General features: G+C 57.9%; 16 protein-coding genes and 3 tRNA genes. 3 read left to right on the top strand and 16 right to left on the bottom strand.

Annotated elements, in window-relative coordinates; translation table 11 throughout:
• The first annotated feature begins 94 nt into the window (after positions 1 to 94).
• Positions 95 to 943, top strand: coding sequence for a carboxylating nicotinate-nucleotide diphosphorylase (nadC, locus tag PSH90_RS03790; RefSeq protein WP_305382197.1), 849 nt, complete (start codon positions 95 to 97; stop codon positions 941 to 943).
• Between the two features lie 80 nt (positions 944 to 1,023).
• On the opposite strand, the gene PSH90_RS03785 is transcribed toward nadC, so the two are convergent.
• On the bottom strand, positions 1,024 to 1,323 hold the full coding sequence (locus PSH90_RS03785; protein WP_076565788.1) for a DUF6388 family protein: 300 nt from the start codon (positions 1,321 to 1,323) through the stop codon (positions 1,024 to 1,026).
• A gap of 354 nt (positions 1,324 to 1,677) precedes the next feature.
• Between PSH90_RS03785 and PSH90_RS03780 the strand changes: the two genes are divergently transcribed.
• Both PSH90_RS03780 and PSH90_RS03775 read left to right on the top strand, forming a co-directional pair.
• Positions 1,678 to 1,929, top strand: coding sequence for a type II toxin-antitoxin system HicA family toxin (locus PSH90_RS03780; RefSeq protein WP_056782877.1), 252 nt, complete (start codon positions 1,678 to 1,680; stop codon positions 1,927 to 1,929).
• Positions 1,926 to 2,267: a type II toxin-antitoxin system HicB family antitoxin gene (locus PSH90_RS03775; RefSeq protein ID WP_056782875.1), complete on the top strand. Its 342-nt coding sequence runs from the start codon at positions 1,926 to 1,928 to the stop codon at positions 2,265 to 2,267. The genes PSH90_RS03780 and PSH90_RS03775 overlap by 4 nt, the downstream gene beginning before the upstream one ends.
• A 20-nt stretch (positions 2,268 to 2,287) precedes the next feature.
• Here PSH90_RS03775 and PSH90_RS03770 read toward each other — a convergent pair.
• The 15 genes from PSH90_RS03770 to ftsH form a co-directional block, all read right to left on the bottom strand.
• Positions 2,288 to 2,360: transfer RNA gene (locus tag PSH90_RS03770), tRNA-Thr, on the bottom strand.
• Positions 2,361 to 2,549: 189 nt separating this feature from the next.
• A complete protein-coding gene (gene pnp, locus PSH90_RS03765; RefSeq protein WP_024011572.1) occupies positions 2,550 to 4,655 on the bottom strand; it encodes a polyribonucleotide nucleotidyltransferase in 2,106 nt (701 codons plus the stop codon).
• Positions 4,656 to 4,859: 204 nt separating this feature from the next.
• Positions 4,860 to 5,129 carry a 30S ribosomal protein S15 gene (gene rpsO / locus PSH90_RS03760; protein ID WP_016771751.1) on the bottom strand — a complete coding sequence of 90 codons (270 nt, stop codon included), beginning with the start codon at positions 5,127 to 5,129 and terminating at the stop codon, positions 4,860 to 4,862.
• Positions 5,130 to 5,272: 143 nt separating this feature from the next.
• Complete coding sequence (truB, locus tag PSH90_RS03755) at positions 5,273 to 6,190, bottom strand: tRNA pseudouridine(55) synthase TruB (protein ID WP_024011571.1); 918 nt, start codon at positions 6,188 to 6,190, stop codon at positions 5,273 to 5,275.
• A 4-nt stretch (positions 6,191 to 6,194) separates the two neighbouring features.
• Entirely contained in the window at positions 6,195 to 6,596 is a 402-nt protein-coding gene (gene rbfA, locus PSH90_RS03750; RefSeq protein WP_252887304.1) for a 30S ribosome-binding factor RbfA, read from the bottom strand.
• Between the two features lie 159 nt (positions 6,597 to 6,755).
• On the bottom strand, positions 6,756 to 9,281 hold the full coding sequence (gene infB / locus PSH90_RS03745; protein WP_041477933.1) for a translation initiation factor IF-2: 2,526 nt from the start codon (positions 9,279 to 9,281) through the stop codon (positions 6,756 to 6,758).
• A gap of 27 nt (positions 9,282 to 9,308) precedes the next feature.
• Complete coding sequence (nusA, locus tag PSH90_RS03740) at positions 9,309 to 10,790, bottom strand: transcription termination factor NusA (RefSeq protein ID WP_024011569.1); 1,482 nt, start codon at positions 10,788 to 10,790, stop codon at positions 9,309 to 9,311.
• A gap of 47 nt (positions 10,791 to 10,837) precedes the next feature.
• Positions 10,838 to 11,296 carry a ribosome maturation factor RimP gene (gene rimP / locus PSH90_RS03735; RefSeq protein ID WP_007973115.1) on the bottom strand — a complete coding sequence of 153 codons (459 nt, stop codon included), beginning with the start codon at positions 11,294 to 11,296 and terminating at the stop codon, positions 10,838 to 10,840.
• Positions 11,297 to 11,435: 139 nt separating this feature from the next.
• A tRNA-Met gene (locus PSH90_RS03730) sits at positions 11,436 to 11,512 on the bottom strand.
• Between the two features lie 97 nt (positions 11,513 to 11,609).
• Positions 11,610 to 11,695: transfer RNA gene (locus PSH90_RS03725), tRNA-Leu, on the bottom strand.
• A 22-nt stretch (positions 11,696 to 11,717) separates the two neighbouring features.
• Positions 11,718 to 12,101 (bottom strand): preprotein translocase subunit SecG, encoded by a 384-nt coding sequence (secG, locus tag PSH90_RS03720; RefSeq protein WP_016771756.1) that lies wholly within the window; start codon positions 12,099 to 12,101, stop codon positions 11,718 to 11,720.
• Positions 12,102 to 12,105: 4 nt separating this feature from the next.
• The gene (tpiA, locus tag PSH90_RS03715; protein WP_056782873.1) at positions 12,106 to 12,861 is read right to left on the bottom strand and encodes a triose-phosphate isomerase; all 756 of its coding nucleotides are present in this window, start codon (positions 12,859 to 12,861) and stop codon (positions 12,106 to 12,108) included.
• Between the two features lie 65 nt (positions 12,862 to 12,926).
• Positions 12,927 to 14,264 carry a phosphoglucosamine mutase gene (gene glmM / locus PSH90_RS03710; protein ID WP_041477931.1) on the bottom strand — a complete coding sequence of 446 codons (1,338 nt, stop codon included), beginning with the start codon at positions 14,262 to 14,264 and terminating at the stop codon, positions 12,927 to 12,929.
• A gap of 16 nt (positions 14,265 to 14,280) precedes the next feature.
• Positions 14,281 to 15,132 carry a dihydropteroate synthase gene (gene folP / locus PSH90_RS03705; protein ID WP_150743386.1) on the bottom strand — a complete coding sequence of 284 codons (852 nt, stop codon included), beginning with the start codon at positions 15,130 to 15,132 and terminating at the stop codon, positions 14,281 to 14,283.
• Between the two features lie 8 nt (positions 15,133 to 15,140).
• On the bottom strand, positions 15,141 to 17,048 hold the full coding sequence (gene ftsH, locus PSH90_RS03700; RefSeq protein ID WP_016771759.1) for an ATP-dependent zinc metalloprotease FtsH: 1,908 nt from the start codon (positions 17,046 to 17,048) through the stop codon (positions 15,141 to 15,143).
• Between the last annotated feature and the right edge of the window lie 143 nt (positions 17,049 to 17,191).

Raw genomic sequence — 17,191 nt, 5'->3', positions numbered from 1 at the left:
AAATCGACCAGATGCGTCAGGCACGAACGTTCTCGCCTTGGGTTGGCTCGCGCCCTGCCCCTATAATCGAACCACTTTGTTTGTGGAGTCCGTTATGCCGAATCTACGTCTCGCCGATCTGACCGCCGAAATCGAAAACAACGTGCGCCGTGCGTTGCTCGAAGACATCGGCAGCGGCGACATCACCGCGCAACTGATCCCGGCCGAACGCCTGGCCAAAGCCACCATCATCACCCGTGACGACGCCGTCATCTGCGGCACCGCGTGGGTCGATGCGGTGTTTCGCCAGCTCGATCCGCGCGTGGCGGTGCATTGGCAAGTGGTCGACGGCCAGCGGGTCAAAGCCAATCAGCCGCTGTTTCACCTGGAAGGCCCGGCGCGCTCACTGCTGACCGGTGAACGCAGCGCGTTGAACTTCCTGCAGTTGCTGTCCGGCGTAGCGACGCGCGCGCAGTACCTGGCGGACTTCGTCGGCGAGACGCAGGTCAAGTTGCTCGACACGCGCAAAACCTTGCCGGGCCTGCGGATGGCGCAGAAATACGCAGTGACCTGCGGCGGCTGTCACAACCACCGGATCGGTCTCTACGATGCCTTCCTGATCAAGGAAAACCACATCGCCGCCAGTGGTGGCATCGCCGAAGCCGTGGCCGCCGCGCACAAGATCGCCCCGGGCAAACCGGTGGAAATCGAAGTGGAAAGTCTTGAGGAATTGAAGCAAGCGCTGGAAGCCGGCGCCGACATCATCATGCTCGACGAACTGAGCCTGGATGACATGCGCGAAGCCGTACGCCTGACCGCCGGCAAGGCGAAACTGGAAGCCAGCGGCGGCATCAACGAAAGCACGCTGCTGCCGATCGCCGAAACGGGCGTGGATTACATCTCGATCGGCGCGATGACCAAGGATGTCAAAGCGGTGGATCTGTCGATGCGACTAAGCCTCTAAACGCAGCGGCAAGCGGCAAGCTGCAAGCCAAGCGACTCTGCTTTGACTTGCAGCTTGTAGCTAGAAGCTCGCAGCTGCTCTTATACGACGAGATTGTTCATCTCGCAGTACTCTTCCCACTCGACACCCAATACTTCCGCCGCTTCCTTGTGCAGCACGAGGCGCTGCGCCTCGAACTCCTCTGGCGTGCTCGTGTACTTGAGGGTCAGCTCCCACGGCTGCAAGCCCTGCGCTTCGGCTTCGTCTTCGAAGGCCCACTGGATCTGGTCTTTTTGATCATCGGGACTCAGGTCCTTGATCTCATCCTTCAGGTCCGGCACATCCAGAAGGTATTTTTCCAGCGCTTGTTCGTGGCGTTGCTCTTGGGTCAATTCAGTCATGGGGTTCTCGCTGATCTTAGGAATGGAGGATGGATCTGGATCATCAAGGATCTCTCTGACGCAGGAAGCCATTGGAAGCTCGGTTTTTCCTGGCCTTCAGGACCATTCGTGGATCATATGAAAACAACGGTGCTTGCTTGTCTGGTACGAAGGAATCCTAACAGAGACGCAAGCCAGTGCAACCGGGGGAATGAAATGAAGGGTGGTATGCGCTTGGTTACAGTTTCCGGTTTCCATGCGCGAAATTCACTGCGTATAAATCCTCGCCATCGCCTTTGAGGTCAAGGCGAACGAAACCTTCACATTGACCGCCCAAAAACAGGCAACTATATTCAGTTGCAATCATAGGCCAGCATGTCAAAGACTGAAAAACTTCTCGCCAAACTTGTCAACGGCCAAAGCGCATTCACATGGTCCGAGCTTGTCACTCTGTTGGCGCGTCTTGGTTACTCTCAGCTGGAAGGATCCGGTAGCAGGATCAAATTCGACAACGGGAATCCGAGCGCAATGATCAACCTGCACAAGCCACATCCCGGAAATGAAATCAAAACATACGCAAGACGCCAGATTATCGAGCAACTGAAAACAGGAGGCCTGATTCCATGAGTTCCCAGCTGCACTACAAAGGCTATGTTGGCTCTATCGAGGCGAGCACGGAAGATAAGTGCCTGTTCGGAAAACTCCTTTTCATCAGGGCGCTGGTTAATTATGAAGGACAAACGGTGGCTGAACTGGAAGCAGCCTTTCGCGAGGCGGTAGATGACTATTTACAAACCTGTCAGCAGCTCGGGCAGAAGCCTGAAATCCCATGCAAAGGATCGTTCAATGTTCGCATAGGTCACGATCTGCATTTAGCAGCGGCTCTGGCGGCAACCCGTCAAAATGTGTCGTTGAATGATCTGACACGTCAAGCACTGAACGAATACCTCCAACACCACGCATAAAACCGAAGGCGAAAATTTTTTGCCCGAGACAGGAATCGAACCTGCGACCTTCGCGTTACGAGTGCGCTGCTCTACCGGCTGAGCTACACGGGCGGTGGGCTAAACCTAGCACCGGTCTCGAGCTCCGGCAAATTTGTGGGTTGTCTGATGGTTTTCTTTTGAGAACCACATTTGTGGCGAGGGGATAAATCCCCTCGCCACAATTTCTTTATTTCAGATAAAAAAATGCCCCCGCCGTTTGCACGGCGGGGGCATCTTCATTGCGCTAAAGCGTTGGGGCGATTAAACGCCCGAAGCCTTGGCAGCTGCCACGTCTTTGATGGACAGCTTGATACGGCCGCGGTTGTCCACGTCCAGTACCAGCACTTCCACTTCCTGGCCTTCTTTCAGGATGTCGGTCACTTTCTCAACGCGAGCGTCGCTCAGCATCGAGATGTGCACCAGACCGTCCTTGCCCGGCAGGATGTTGACGAATGCGCCGAAGTCGACGATGCGCTCAACCTTGCCGACGTAGATCTTGCCGATCTCGGCTTCTGCCGTGATGCTCAGAACGCGCTGACGCGCTGCTTCTGCGGCATCCTTGGTTTCGCCGAAGATCTTGATCGAACCGTCGTCTTCGATGTCGATCGAAGCCTTGGTTTCTTCGCAGATCGCACGGATGGTCGCGCCACCTTTACCGATAACGTCACGGATCTTGTCGGTGTCGATCTTCATCGCGATCATGGTCGGAGCGTTGGCCGACAGTTCGGTACGCGACTGGCCAATGATCTGGTTCATCTGGCCGAGGATGTTCAGGCGCGCTTCAAGGGCCTGGCCCAGAGCGATTTCCATGATCTCTTCGGTGATGCCCTTGATCTTGATGTCCATCTGCAGCGCAGTAACGCCTTTGGCGGTACCGGCTACCTTGAAGTCCATGTCGCCCAGGTGATCTTCGTCGCCGAGGATGTCGGTCAGGACGGCGAACTTCTCGCCTTCTTTAACCAGACCCATGGCGATACCGGCCACCGGTGCCTTCATCGGTACACCAGCGTCCATCAGTGCCAGGGAAGCACCGCACACGGAAGCCATCGAGCTCGAACCGTTGGATTCGGTGATTTCCGACACCACGCGGATGGTGTACGGGAACACGTCAGCGGCTGGCAGCATGGCCGAAACCGAACGACGGGCCAGACGGCCGTGACCGATTTCGCGACGACCGGCGCCACCCATGCGACCACACTCGCCTACCGAGAACGGCGGGAAGTTGTAGTGCAGCATGAACGGGTCTTTCTTTTCGCCTTCCAGGGTGTCCAGCAGTTGCGCATCACGGGCGGTGCCCAGTGTTGCAACAACCAGTGCCTGGGTCTCGCCACGGGTGAACAGAGCCGAACCGTGAGTCTTTGGCAGGACGCCGACTTCGATGTTCAGCGGACGTACAGTCTTGGTGTCGCGACCGTCGATACGTGGCTTGCCGTTAACGATGTTTTCGCGAACGGTGCGGTATTCGATTTCGCCGAAGGCTGCTTTGACTTCAGCAGCGCTTGGCTGGCCTTCCTCACCGGACAGCTTGGCGACCACTTGGTCCTTCAGCTCACCCAGGCGAGCGTAACGGTCGGCCTTGATGGTGATGGTGTAAGCCTGGGAGATCGCTTCGCCGAACTCGGCACGGATAGCGCCCAGCAGTTCGGTGGCTTCTGGCGCAGGAGCCCAGTTCCAGGTTGGCTTGGCGGCTTCGGCAGCCAGTTCCTTCACAGCGTTGATCACAACCTGGAATTCGTCGTGAGCGAACAGTACCGCGCCCAGCATCTGGTCTTCGGTCAGCTCTTTGGCTTCCGATTCAACCATCAGCACGGCGTCGGAAGTACCGGCAACGACCATGTCCAGGCTCGAAGCGGCCTGCTGCTCGTAAGTCGGGTTCAGCAGGTAGCCGGTGCTTTCGTGGAAAGCCACGCGAGCGGCGCCGATCGGGCCGTCGAATGGAATGCCGGAGATGGCCAGGGCAGCCGAGGTACCGATCATCGCAGCGATGTCCGGATCGGTCTTCTTGCTGGTGGAAACGACGGTGCAGACAACCTGCACTTCGTTCATGAAGCCTTCTGGGAACAGCGGACGGATCGGACGGTCGATCAGTCGGGAAGTCAGGGTTTCTTTCTCGGAAGGACGGCCTTCACGCTTGAAGAAACCGCCAGGGATCTTACCGGCGGCGTAAGTCTTTTCCTGGTAGTGCACGGACAGAGGGAAGAAACCCTTGCCCGGATCGGCTTGCTTTGCACCGACAACAGTCACCAACACGCTGACGTCGTCGTCAACGGTGACCAATACTGCGCCGGAGGCCTGACGGGCGATACGGCCTGTCTCGAGGGTAACGGTCGATTGACCGAACTGGAATTTTTTGATTACCGGGTTCACGGTGTCCTACCTTCTTTGTGGCTCTTGGGGGAAACGGTTTCTTGCGAATTCTTGGGCAATCTCGGGAATCGGCCCGATGGCAATTGTCCGGGTGCTACAGGTAAAGCCATGCTGCAGATAAAACTTGAGGCTGGGAGCCTGCAAGACGCCAGCGGAAAACCGCTGACGCCCGACAGACCACCAACCTCATAGCGCAATCGCTGATTAGCGACGCAGACCCAGGCGAGCGATCAGCGCGGCGTACCGGCTTACGTCCTTGCCTTTCAGGTAGTCCAGCAGCTTGCGACGCTGGTTAACCATGCGGATCAGACCACGACGGGAGTGGTGATCTTTACCGTTGGCCTTGAAGTGACCTTGCAGTTTGTTGATGTTGGCGGTCAGCAGTGCAACCTGCACTTCTGGCGAACCAGTGTCACCAACAGCTTGCTGGTAGTCAGCAACGATTTGAGCTTTTTCTTGAACGTCGAGAGCCATGAGGCAATCCTTCCTTATCAGGAAACTGTTTCAGGGAAACAGCTTCAACAGGCCAGGGACAAATCCCTGTATCTATAAATGAGTAGTGACCATGCCTGTTAACAGCCACACTCGCCGGCCCGCTTAACGCAGACCGGTTCCGGTCATTCTGACCGAATCAAGCGACGCGGCGCGATGCGCCCGTCTTCGCTCACTTCACCGATACCGATGAAGCGACCATTGTGATCCTGTACTCGTACCATGCCGAACTTCGGTGCATCCGGGGCACGTACCGGCTGGCCGTTGAGCCAGTAGAACGCACTCGCTTCCGAGAAATGCAGCAGCGGCCAATCCTGCAGGCCGCTGTCCGATGGCATCAGGAAGCGATCGACCGCTTCGTTGCCGCCTTCGGCATGTACCGCTTCCAGCTCTTCGAGGGTCACGGTCTGCGCCAGGGTGAAAGGCCCGGCCTGGGTCCGACGCAATTCTGCGACGTACGCACCACAACCGAGTTGCTCACCGATATCCTCCACCAGGGTGCGAATATAGGTGCCCTTGCTGCAGTCCACCGCAAGCCGCGCAGTATCGCCTTCGAAGGCCAGCAATTCCAAGCGCGCAATAGTAACAGAACGCGGTTCGCGCTCCACTACTTCGCCTGCACGTGCCAGTTTGTACAGCGGCTGGCCATCACGCTTGAGTGCCGAGTACATCGGCGGTATCTGACTGATTTGCCCACGAAATTTCGGCAGAACCGCCTCGACATCGGCGCGACCAACGGTCACCGGACGCTCCTGCAAAACCTCACCTTCGGCATCGGCCGTGGTGGTGGTCTTGCCCAGTTGCGCCAGGGTCTCATAGCCCTTGTCGGAATCGAGCAGGTATTGCGAGAACTTGGTCGCCTCGCCGAAGCACAGCGGCAACACGCCGGTGGCCAACGGGTCAAGGCTGCCGGTGTGTCCGGCCTTCTCGGCATTGAGCAGCCAGCGCACTTTCTGCAAGGCAGCGTTGGAGGTGAACCCCAACGGCTTGTCGAGCAGAATGATGCCGCTGACGTTACGACGGATACGTTTGACCTGAGCCACCGAATTACTCCTTGGAGTCTTCAGGTGCTGGAGCGGCAACGTGCTGATTGTCTTCAGCGACGGCGCGCTCGATCAGCGCCGACAGGTGCGCGCCACGCACGACGGATTCGTCGTAGTGGAAGTGCAGTTGCGGCACGCTGCGCAGCTTCATTTCGCGGGCCAATTGCATGCGCAGGAAGCCTGCGGCGGCATTGAGCACCTTGATGCTTTGCGCGATGTCTTCAGCGTTGTCCTGACCCATCACGGTAATGAAAATCTTCGCGTGACCGACGTCACGGGACACTTCCACAGCAGTGATGGTGACCAGACCGACGCGCGGGTCTTTGACTTCGCGACGGATCAGTTGCGCCAGCTCGCGCTGCATCTGATCGCCGATACGTTGGGTACGGCTGTATTCTTTTGCCATGATTTGTTACCTGTTACTGCCCAGCGGTGAAACCCGCAAGGTCTGAAAGCGGCAAACGCCCGGCCTGACAAAAGCCAGACCGGGCGTTGCGTTTAGAGTCCGGACGCTGTGCCGTGCATTTGCATGCGACGGCCCATCGTGGCCCTTGAAGTGCGCGAGTCAGAGGCTGCGAGCAACCTGAACCTTCTCGAAGACTTCGATCTTGTCGCCGACTTTGACGTCGTTGTAGCTCTTCACGCCGATACCGCATTCCATGCCGGCACGTACTTCGGAAGCGTCATCCTTGAAGCGGCGCAGGGATTCCAGCTCGCCTTCGAAGATAACGATGTCTTCACGCAGTACACGGATCGGACGGTTACGGTGCACGACACCTTCGATCACCATGCAACCGGCGATCGCGCCAAACTTCGGCGAACGGAACACGTCACGCACTTCGGCGACACCCAGGATGTTCTCGCGAACATCGCTGCCGAGCATGCCGGTCAGGGCTTTCTTGACGTCTTCGATGATGTCGTAGATCACGTTGTAGTAACGCATATCCAGACCTTCCTGCTCGACGATCTTGCGAGCGCCGGCATCGGCACGCACGTTGAAGCCGAACAGTACAGCGTTGGAAGCCAGTGCCAGGTTGGCGTCGGATTCGGTGATACCACCGACACCGCCACCCACGACGCGCACTTGTACTTCGTCGTTGCCCAGGCCATTCAAGGCACCGTTCAACGCTTCCAGCGAACCACGGACGTCGGATTTGAGGACGATGTTGAGCGTCTTCTTCTCGGCCTGACCCATGTTTTCGAAGATGTTTTCCAGCTTGCCGGCGTGAGCGCGAGCCAGTTTGACTTCGCGGAACTTGCCTTGACGGAACAGAGCCACTTCACGGGCTTTCTTCTCGTCGGCAACCACGCTCATCTCGTCGCCAGCGTCCGGTGTACCGTCCAGGCCGAGGATCTCGACAGGGATGGATGGACCGGCTTCCTTGATCGGCTTGCCGTTCTCGTCGAGCATGGCACGTACACGGCCGTAGTTCGAACCGACCAGAACCATGTCGCCTTGACGCAGCGTACCGTCCTGAACGAGCACGGTTGCCACCGGGCCACGACCCTTGTCGAGACGCGATTCAACCACCACACCACGGCCAGGAGCCGACGGAGTAGCTTTCAGTTCGAGAACTTCGGCCTGCAGCAGAACGGCTTCAAGCAGCTCGTCCACGCCAGTACCCATCTTCGCCGAAACCGGAACGAATGGCGTGTCGCCACCCCAGTCTTCGGAAGTCACGCCGTGAACCGACAGTTCGCTGCGGATGCGATCGAGATCGGCGCCCGGCTTGTCGATCTTGTTCACTGCTACCACCAGCGGCACGCCAGCTGCCTGAGCATGCTGAACCGCTTCGATGGTTTGCGGCATCACGCCGTCGTCCGCTGCAACCACGAGGATCACGATGTCGGTCGCCTTGGCACCACGGGCACGCATTGCGGTAAACGCAGCGTGACCCGGGGTGTCGAGGAAAGTGACCATGCCGCGATCAGTCTCAACGTGGTATGCACCGATGTGCTGGGTGATACCGCCGGCTTCGCCAGCAGCTACCTTGGCACGACGGATGTAGTCGAGCAGGGAAGTCTTACCGTGGTCAACGTGGCCCATTACGGTCACGACTGGTGCACGGGAGAACGACTCACCTTCAAATTTCAGGGACTCGGCCAGGGAATCTTCCAGAGCGGTATCGCTGACCAGGGTCACTTTGTGGCCCAGTTCTTCGGCTACCAGTTGAGCAGTTTCCTGATCAAGCACCTGGTTGATGGTCGCTGGGGTACCCAGTTTGAACATGAACTTGATGATTTCAGCCGCTTTGACCGACATCTGATTGGCCAGATCGCCAACCGTGATGGTCTCGCCGATCTGCACATCACGCACGACAGGGCCGGTCGGGCTCTGGAAACCGTGGGCGTTGCGTTTCTTCAGCTTGGCCTTGCCGCGACCACCACGACGGAAGCCATCGCTTTCTTCGTCGGTAGTGCGTGGCGCCACACGTGGTGCCGGGGCTTTTTCTTTGACCGATGCGCGATGCGGAGCGTTTTTGCGCTCGCCATCACCGCCGCCGCTGCGACGATTGTTATCGTCGGCACGTGGCTTGTCCGGACGGCGCTGTTCGTTCTGCTTGTTGCGAACGTCAGCCGATGGAGCAGGAGCAGCAGCCACCGGTGCGCTTTCGCGAACAGGTTCGGCAGCAGCCGGTGCCGCAACGGCGTCGCTGGCAGCGGTTTGCGCAGCAGCAGGCTGGCGACGCGCTTCTTCTTCGGCGCGCTGCTTGGCTTCTTCTTCAGCCTTCTGACGGGCAGCATTTTCTACTGCGCGACGCTCATCCAGTTCACGCTTGCGCTCGGCTTCGATTTCTTCCGGGCTGCGCTGTACGAAAACTTTCTTCTTGCGAACTTCAACGCTGATGCTCTTGCTACCAGCCACACGCAGGGTGCTGGTGGTTTTACGCTGCAGCGTGATCTTGCGTGGTTCTTCCACTTTCGCCTTGTGACTGCTCTTCAAGTGAGTCAGCAGGGATTGCTTCTCACTGTCAGTCACATTTTCGTCGGCGGCGGTGTGCGGCAGACCTGCCTCACGCATCTGCTGCAACAGGCGCTCTACCGGTGTTTTGACCTCATCGGCCAGTTGTTTCACCGTGACTTGCGTCATGCACTTCTCTCCTCAGGCCGCGCCTAATTACTCGAACCAGTGGGCTCGGGCGGCCATGATCAACTTGCCGGCACGATCATCGTCAATGCCGTCGATGTCGAGCAGGTCGTCAATAGACTGCTCGGCCAGGTCTTCGCGGGTAATTACGCCGCGCACCGCCAGTTCCATCGCCAAATCCTTGTCCATACCCTCAAGCGAGAGCAGGTCTTCGGCCGGATGGGCGTCTGCCAGCTTTTCCTCAGTAGCGATGGCTTTGGTCAACAAGCGATCCTTGGCGCGAGCACGAAGCTCGTTGACGATGTCCTCGTCAAAGCCGTCGATGTTGAGCATTTCCTCCACCGGTACGTAGGCAATCTCTTCCAGGCTGGTGAAGCCTTCATCTACCAGCACCTGAGCCAGTTCTTCGTCGACTTCCAGCTCGTCGATGAAGTTGCGCAGGATGTCGCCGGTTTCTGCTTGCTGCTTAGCCTGGATGTCCGATTCGGTCATCACGTTCAGGGTCCAGCCAGTCAACTGGCTCGCCAGACGCACGTTCTGACCACCGCGACCGATGGCCTGAGCCAGATTGTCTGCGCCAACGGCGATGTCCATGGCATGGGCATCTTCGTCAACGATAATTGCCGCAACCTCGGCCGGGGACATGGCGTTGATCACGAACTGGGCCGGGTTGTCGTCCCACAGCACGATATCAACACGCTCACCGCCCAACTCACCCGATACCGCCTGAACGCGCGAACCGCGCATACCGATGCAGGCACCTTGTGGGTCGATGCGTTTGTCCTTGGAACGGACGGCGATCTTGGCACGCGAACCCGGATCACGGGAGGCTGCCATGACCTCGATGAGGCCTTCGGCGATTTCCGGCACTTCAATACGGAACAGCTCGATCAGCATTTCCGGCGCGGTACGCGACAGGATCAGCTGCGGGCCGCGGTTCTCGGTGCGGATTTCCTTGAGCAGCGCACGCAAACGCACGCCGACACGGAAGGTTTCGCGAGAAATGATGTCTTCACGGGCCAGCAATGCTTCAGCATTGTTGCCCAGATCGACGATCACGTTGTCGCGGGTAACTTTTTTCACGGTGCCAGAGATGATTTCTCCCAGGCGCTCGCGATAGGCGTCAACCACTTGAGCGCGCTCGGCTTCGCGAACTTTCTGCACGATGACCTGCTTGGCAGTCTGTGCAGCGATGCGGCCGAACTCGATGGATTCGATTTTCTCTTCGACGACGTCACCGACCTTGGCACCAGGATGCGTTTCGGCAACCTTGCTTGGCCAGGTCTCGATGGCCGGATCGTCGAGATCATTCTCTTCGACGACCGTCCAGCGACGGAAGGTTTCGTAAGAACCGGTGTGGCGGTTGATTTCCACACGCAGGTCCACTTCGTCTTCAAAACGCTTTTTGGTAGCAGTGGCCAGAGCCAGCTCCAGCGCTTCAAAAATTACGCTTGCCGGTACACCCTTTTCATTGGATACCGACTCAACAACCAGCAGTACTTCTTTGCTCATCGTACGCCTCGCCTTTCGCAAGCCATTGGATCCGCGGGATCCGCGTCTCAGTCAAAACTGGGAATAATGTTGGCCTTGTCGATCATATCGATCGGCAACAGGAACTCGTGGTCTTCTACCTGCACCACGACGTCCTGCTCTTCTACACCGCGCAGAAGGCCCTGAAAGTTGCGTCGACCTTCGAAAGGCGAGCGCAGCTTGATCTTCACTTGTTCACCGGCAAATTTGGCAAACTGCTCAAGAGTGAACAGCGGGCGCTCCATGCCAGGCGAGGAAACTTCAAGGGTGTATTCAACGGAGATTGGATCTTCAACATCCAGGACACCGCTGATCTGACGGCTGACAATGGCGCAGTCGTCCACCAGCACGCCACCCTCTTTATCGATATAAACGCGCAACATCGAGTGCCGACCCTGAGCCGAAAACTCGATACCCCAGCATTCATAGCCCAGGGCCACGACCACCGGGGCCAGCAAGGCCTGCAACTCTTCTAGCTTGCTCGACACCTGAACCCCCTAGTGCATGATATGTGCATGCTTTGCAAAATAAAAAAATGGGCATAACGCCCATCCTTGAAACGCCGTCGAACAGCGGCGTTGAAAGTATCCAGCTAACAAAAAGCCCCTTAAAAGGGGCTCCTTAAACTGGTTGCGGGGGCCGGATTTGAACCGACGACCTTCGGGTTATGAGCCCGACGAGCTACCAGACTGCTCCACCCCGCGACAAAGCTGGGGCGGAAGTATACGACCGATCCCTTTTAGGGTCAATGTAACCTTCCACCTGCAAGAAAGCCCGCAACAGCGGGCTCTCCTGACTAATTGGTACCGAGAAGGGGACTCGAACCCCTACACCCTATGGGCACAACCACCTCAAGGTTGCGTGTCTACCAATTCCACCACCTCGGCAATACTACGTTTGAAACCCTTCTTACTTCTGCTCTTGAGCTGGAGGCACGTCAGTCGCTGGAGTAGCCGACTTTTGCTCTTGAAGCACCGGGACATCATCAGAAGCCGGTTGTTGCTTAGGTACTTCCAACACTGCTGGATCTGGAAGACCTGCTTGAGTCAGCTGATGAGCTTTCTCTTTAGCAAAGTAACCTAACCCCAAGCTGGTTATGAAGAAACCGGCGGCAAGTATAGCAGTAAACTTACTAAGAAAGGTAGAGGAACCTTGGCTTCCGAACACAGTATTTGAAGCACCTGCTCCGAAAGACGCGCCAGCGTCCGCACCCTTACCCTGCTGCAGCAAAACCAGAGCAACTACGCCCAATGCACCCAGCAGATGAAAAACGACTACGACTGTTTCCAGCATTTTTTCAGTTTCCCGCGGCGCGACAAATCGCACCGAACTCATCTGCATTCAGGGAAGCTCCACCAATGAGCCCCCCATCGATATCCGGCATGCCGAACAGTTCGACCGCATTGGCCGCCTTCACGCTGCCGCCGTATAGAAGCCGCACACCTCGTGCGACTTCAGAATTCTCTGCCGCCAACTGCTCGCGAATGGCCTTATGCACATCCTGAGCCTGTTGCGGCGTTGCAGTCAGCCCGGTACCAATGGCCCAGACCGGCTCGTATGCAATCACTGCCTTGGCAAAGGCACCGACACCCAGCTCCTCGATGATGCTGCCCAGCTGACGCCCGACAACTTCAAGAGTTTTTCCGGCTTCGCGCTGCTCAAGGGTTTCCCCTACACACAACACCGGAGTCAAGCCACATGCCTGTGCCGCTGCGAACTTGCGATTCAGCATCCCGTCTCGCTCGCCCATAATCTGGCGGCGTTCGGAGTGCCCGACAAGCACCAGGGAACAACCTGCATCCACCAGTTGGCTGGGAGCAATCTCACCAGTCAAGGCACCTTGCATGGCTTCCACCGCAGAATTCTGCGCGCCGACCGAAATCGACTTGCCTTTCAAGCCATCAATCACTTGATTGATATACAAGCAAGGCGGGAACACCGCGACATCAACACCGCTAGGCAAGGCCAGATGACGAAGGCCGTTGATCAGCTCAGCGACGCTGGCGCGGGTACCGTGCATCTTCCAGTTACCAGCTACCATAGGGCGACGCATGCTGTACCTCGTCGGTCAAAGTGGGCGCAGATGTTACCCAACACAATCATGGCTTGCAAGCCGTATCAGGCAGAAACTTCGGTTACCAGTTTTGCCAGCTCTTCGGCATAGCCGCGAACCTGGTTTTCGTCCTCGCCTTCGACCATTACGCGCACCAGAGGCTCTGTGCCGGACTTGCGCAGAAGCACGCGACCGCGCCCCGCCATCGCCTGAGTTACACGGGCACTGGCTTCCTTGACAGCCGGATGCTCCAGCGGGCTTTCACCGCCGCCAAAGCGAACGTTGATCAGCACCTGAGGGCACTTGCGCAACGCCTGCCGGGTTTGTGCCAAGCCTTCGTTGCGGGATTTCAGAGCCATCAACACCTGCAGAGCCGCGATGATCGCGTCGCCCGTGGTGGTGTGGTTGAAGCAGACCACATGCCCGGAGTTTTCCCCACCAACGAGCCAGTTGCGCTCTTGCAGTTCGGCAATCACGTAGCGGTCACCGACATTGGCGCGAACGAACGGGATCGACAGATCCGCAAGGGCCAGTTCCAGACCAAGATTGCTCATCAACGTACCGACGACGCCACCCTGCAACTTGCCACGCTCATGCAGATCGCGGGCAATGATAAACAGCAGGTCGTCACCATCAACAATGGCGCCGGTGTGATCGACCATCAATACCCGATCGCCATCACCGTCGAAGGCGATACCCAGGTCCGCATGCTCAGCCAGAACGGCGGCCTGCAATGGCCCCATATGCGTGGAACCGCAGTTATCGTTGATGTTCAACCCATTCGGCTGGGCAGATAGCACGACAACTTCGGCACCCAGCTCACGGAAGACGCTCGGTGCAACCTTGTAAGTCGCACCATGCGCGCAGTCGATGACGATCTTCAGGCCGGCGAAATTGGAGCCAGTAGGAACGCTGCTTTTGCAGAACTCGATGTAGCGACCCGATGCGTCATTGATTCGCGACACCTTGCCGATCTTGCTCGACTCGACGACGGTCATTGGTGTATCGAGCAACTCTTCGATCATCAACTCCAACTCATCCGGCAGCTTGGTGCCTTTACCAGAGAAGAACTTGATGCCGTTGTCATCATGCGGGTTGTGCGAGGCACTTATCACGATACCGGCTTCAGCCTGGAACGTACGCGACAGATAAGCGATGGCAGGCGTCGGCATCGGGCCGAGCAGCATCACATCGGCACCCGCCGAGGTCAGCCCGGCCTCGAGTGCCGATTCGAACATATAACCGGAGATCCGCGTGTCCTTGCCGACCAGCACCTTGCAGGCCCCCATCTTGCGGAAAGCCATACCAGCCGCCCAGCCGAGCTTGAGCATGAAGTCAGGCGTGATCGGGTATTCACCAACACGACCGCGAATGCCGTCGGTACCAAAATATTTCTTGCTCATAAGTGCTCCATCATTCTTATTCGGCTGATTCAACGGCCGCGATCATTCGCACAACATCGACGGTTTCCGCCACATCGTGGACGCGCAATATACGTGCGCCTTTAACTGACGCCAGCGCCGCCAGCGCCAGTCCGCCGTGCAGGCGCTCGCCCACGGGACGGTTCAACGCGTGGCCAATCATACTCTTGCGCGAAACACCTACCAGCAATGGCCGCCCCAGCGCATGCAGGGCCTCCATGTGTTTGAACAAGCTTAGATTGTGCTGCAGGGTCTTGGCGAAGCCGAAGCCGGGATCAAGAATGATCCGCTCGGCGGGAATACCCGCCTGCGCGCACTGTTCCATGCGCTCGGCGAGAAACTCAGCGACCTCGCGAGTAACATCCTGATACTGCGGATTATCCTGCATATCGCCCGGTTCGCCGAGCATGTGCATGAGGCAGACCGGCAATCCGGTAGCCGCCGCCGCATCCAGCGCGCCATCGCGACGCAACGAACGCACATCGTTGATCAGGCCGGCACCGAGCCGTGCGGTTTCGCGCATGACTGCCGGGGTGGAAGTATCGACCGAGATGATGACATCCAGCTCGCGATTGATCAGCTCGACAATCGGCGCGACGCGCTCAAGTTCCTCCAGAGGAGAGACCGCTCGCGCACCCGGCCGGGTCGATTCGCCGCCGACATCAATCAGCGTCGCGCCAGCCAGCACCATGGCTTCGGCATGGCGCAGCGCCGCATCAAGCTGGCTGTAGCGGCCGCCGTCGGAAAAGGAATCAGGAGTGACATTGAGAATGCCCATGACATGCGTCTGGGCCAAATCAAGAACCCGGTTGCCACAAGGCAACCGGGTCAGGGACTGTACAGAAGTCATTTCAAGCCTTAAACGTCAGCAGCCGGACCGCCAATCGGTTTTTCCGGACGCTCATCCTGCACGACAGGCGGCGGAGGCGTACCGGTGCCACCCGACCAGTCGCGAGGTTCGCGAGGTGTGCGGCCGGCCATGATGTCGTCAATCTGCTCGGCATCGATGGTTTCGTACTTCATCAGCGCATCAGCCATGGCATCCAGCTTGTCACGGTTATCCGTGAGGATCTGCTTGGCGGTGCCGTAGCACTGATCAATGATGCTGCGCACTTCGGAGTCGATCAGTTTGGCTGTCTCACCGGAGAAGCTGGCAGCCTGACCACCACCACCGCGACCGAGGAACACTTCGCCTTCTTCTTCGGCGTACATCAGCGGACCGAGTTTTTCCGACAGACCCCATTTCGTCACCATGTTCCGGGCAATCTGACTTGCACGCATGATGTCGTTGGAGGCCCCGGTAGTCACACCATCGAAGCCCAGGGTCATTTCTTCAGCGATACGGCCACCGTACAACGAGCAGATCTGGCTGATTAGCGCACGTTTGGACAGGCTGTAGCGATCTTCTTCCGGCAGGAACATGGTCACACCCAGCGCACGACCGCGCGGAATGATAGACACCTTGTAGACCGGATCATGCTCGGGAACAACGCGACCGACAATGGCATGGCCAGCTTCGTGGTAGGCCGTGTTCTGCTTTTCTTTCTCGGACATGACCATGGATTTGCGCTCGGCGCCCATCATGATCTTGTCTTTCGCCAGTTCGAACTCTTTCATCTCGACGATGCGTTTGCCGCTACGTGCAGCGAACAACGACGCTTCGTTGACCAGGTTTGCCAGGTCAGCACCCGAGAAGCCCGGAGTACCACGTGCGATCACTGCCGGAGCAACGTCGTCGCCCATTGGCACTTTGCGCATGTGCACTTTCAGAATCTGCTCGCGACCGCGAATGTCTGGCAAGCCAACCACCACCTGACGGTCGAAACGGCCCGGACGCAGCAGCGCAGGGTCGAGTACGTCCGGACGGTTGGTCGCAGCAATCACGATGATGCCGTCATTCATTTCGAAGCCGTCCATCTCTACCAGCAACTGGTTGAGAGTCTGCTCACGTTCGTCGTGACCGCCACCCATGCCGGCGCCACGATGGCGACCTACGGCATCGATTTCGTCGATGAAGATGATGCAAGGGGCGTGCTTCTTGGCCTGCTCGAACATGTCGCGGACGCGGCTCGCGCCGACACCGACGAACATTTCGACGAAGTCAGAACCGGAAATGGTGAAGAACGGCACTTTGGCTTCGCCGGCAATCGCCTTGGCCAACAAGGTCTTACCGGTACCCGGTGGGCCGACCATCAATACGCCGCGCGGAATACGACCGCCCAGACGCTGGAATTTGCCCGGATCACGCAGGAACTCAACCAGCTCGCCGACTTCTTCCTTGGCTTCGTCGCAACCGGCAACGTCGGCCAAAGTAGTTTTCACCTGATCTTCGGAGAGCAGGCGTGCCTTGCTCTTGCCGAAGCTCATCGGCCCGCCCTTGCCGCCGGCACCACCCTGCATCTGGCGCATGAAGAACATGAACACCGCGATGATCACCAGGATCGGGAAGCTGGCCACCAGGAGCTGAGTCCAGATGCTTTGCTGTTCAGGCTGCTTGCCTTCAACCACAACGTGATTGTCGACCAGATCGCCGATCAGGCCATTGTCCTGAATTGCCGGACGAATGGTCTTGAAGCTGTCGCCATCGGTGCGCTTGCCGGTAATCACATAGCCGTCAACGGCTACGCGTTCGACCTTGCCATCCTTGACCTGCTGGATGAAGTCGGAATAGTTGAGGGTCTGCGGCTCGTTAGGGCTGGAGAAGTTGTTCATCACCGTCACCAGGACTGCCGCGATGATCAACCACAGGATCAGATTCTTTGCCATATCGTTCAATTAACTACCCTCTGAAGCAAGCTCCGCTACTGGCGCGCGCTTCGCATGATATTCACCGGCCTAACTTACTACATTACCTACAACTCTGGCAGGCGCCGTCTGTAACCCTTTGTGAAACACTTTCTACACAATAT

Source organism: Pseudomonas sp. FP1762 (assembly GCF_030687105.1).
Lineage (GTDB): Bacteria > Pseudomonadota > Gammaproteobacteria > Pseudomonadales > Pseudomonadaceae > Aquipseudomonas > Aquipseudomonas siliginis.
The sequence above is the reverse complement of the archived record's forward strand: the minus strand, read 5'-3'. Positions and strand labels throughout refer to the sequence as shown.

Coding starts and splice junctions, on each gene's coding strand:
- PSH90_RS03780 (WP_056782877.1), top strand. CDS start 1,678: ATGTCAAAGACTGAAAAACTTCTCGCCAAACTTGTCAACGGCCAAAGC.
- glmM (WP_041477931.1), bottom strand. CDS start 14,264: ATGAGCAAGAAATATTTTGGTACCGACGGCATTCGCGGTCGTGTTGGT.
- rpsO (WP_016771751.1), bottom strand. CDS start 5,129: ATGGCTCTCGACGTTCAAGAAAAAGCTCAAATCGTTGCTGACTACCAG.
- nadC (WP_305382197.1), top strand. CDS start 95: ATGCCGAATCTACGTCTCGCCGATCTGACCGCCGAAATCGAAAACAAC.
- folP (WP_150743386.1), bottom strand. CDS start 15,132: ATGACTTCTGTACAGTCCCTGACCCGGTTGCCTTGTGGCAACCGGGTT.
- ftsH (WP_016771759.1), bottom strand. CDS start 17,048: ATGGCAAAGAATCTGATCCTGTGGTTGATCATCGCGGCAGTCCTGGTG.
- rbfA (WP_252887304.1), bottom strand. CDS start 6,596: ATGGCAAAAGAATACAGCCGTACCCAACGTATCGGCGATCAGATGCAG.
- secG (WP_016771756.1), bottom strand. CDS start 12,101: ATGCTGGAAACAGTCGTAGTCGTTTTTCATCTGCTGGGTGCATTGGGC.
- PSH90_RS03785 (WP_076565788.1), bottom strand. CDS start 1,323: ATGACTGAATTGACCCAAGAGCAACGCCACGAACAAGCGCTGGAAAAA.
- infB (WP_041477933.1), bottom strand. CDS start 9,281: ATGACGCAAGTCACGGTGAAACAACTGGCCGATGAGGTCAAAACACCG.
- nusA (WP_024011569.1), bottom strand. CDS start 10,790: ATGAGCAAAGAAGTACTGCTGGTTGTTGAGTCGGTATCCAATGAAAAG.
- tpiA (WP_056782873.1), bottom strand. CDS start 12,861: ATGCGTCGCCCTATGGTAGCTGGTAACTGGAAGATGCACGGTACCCGC.
- PSH90_RS03775 (WP_056782875.1), top strand. CDS start 1,926: ATGAGTTCCCAGCTGCACTACAAAGGCTATGTTGGCTCTATCGAGGCG.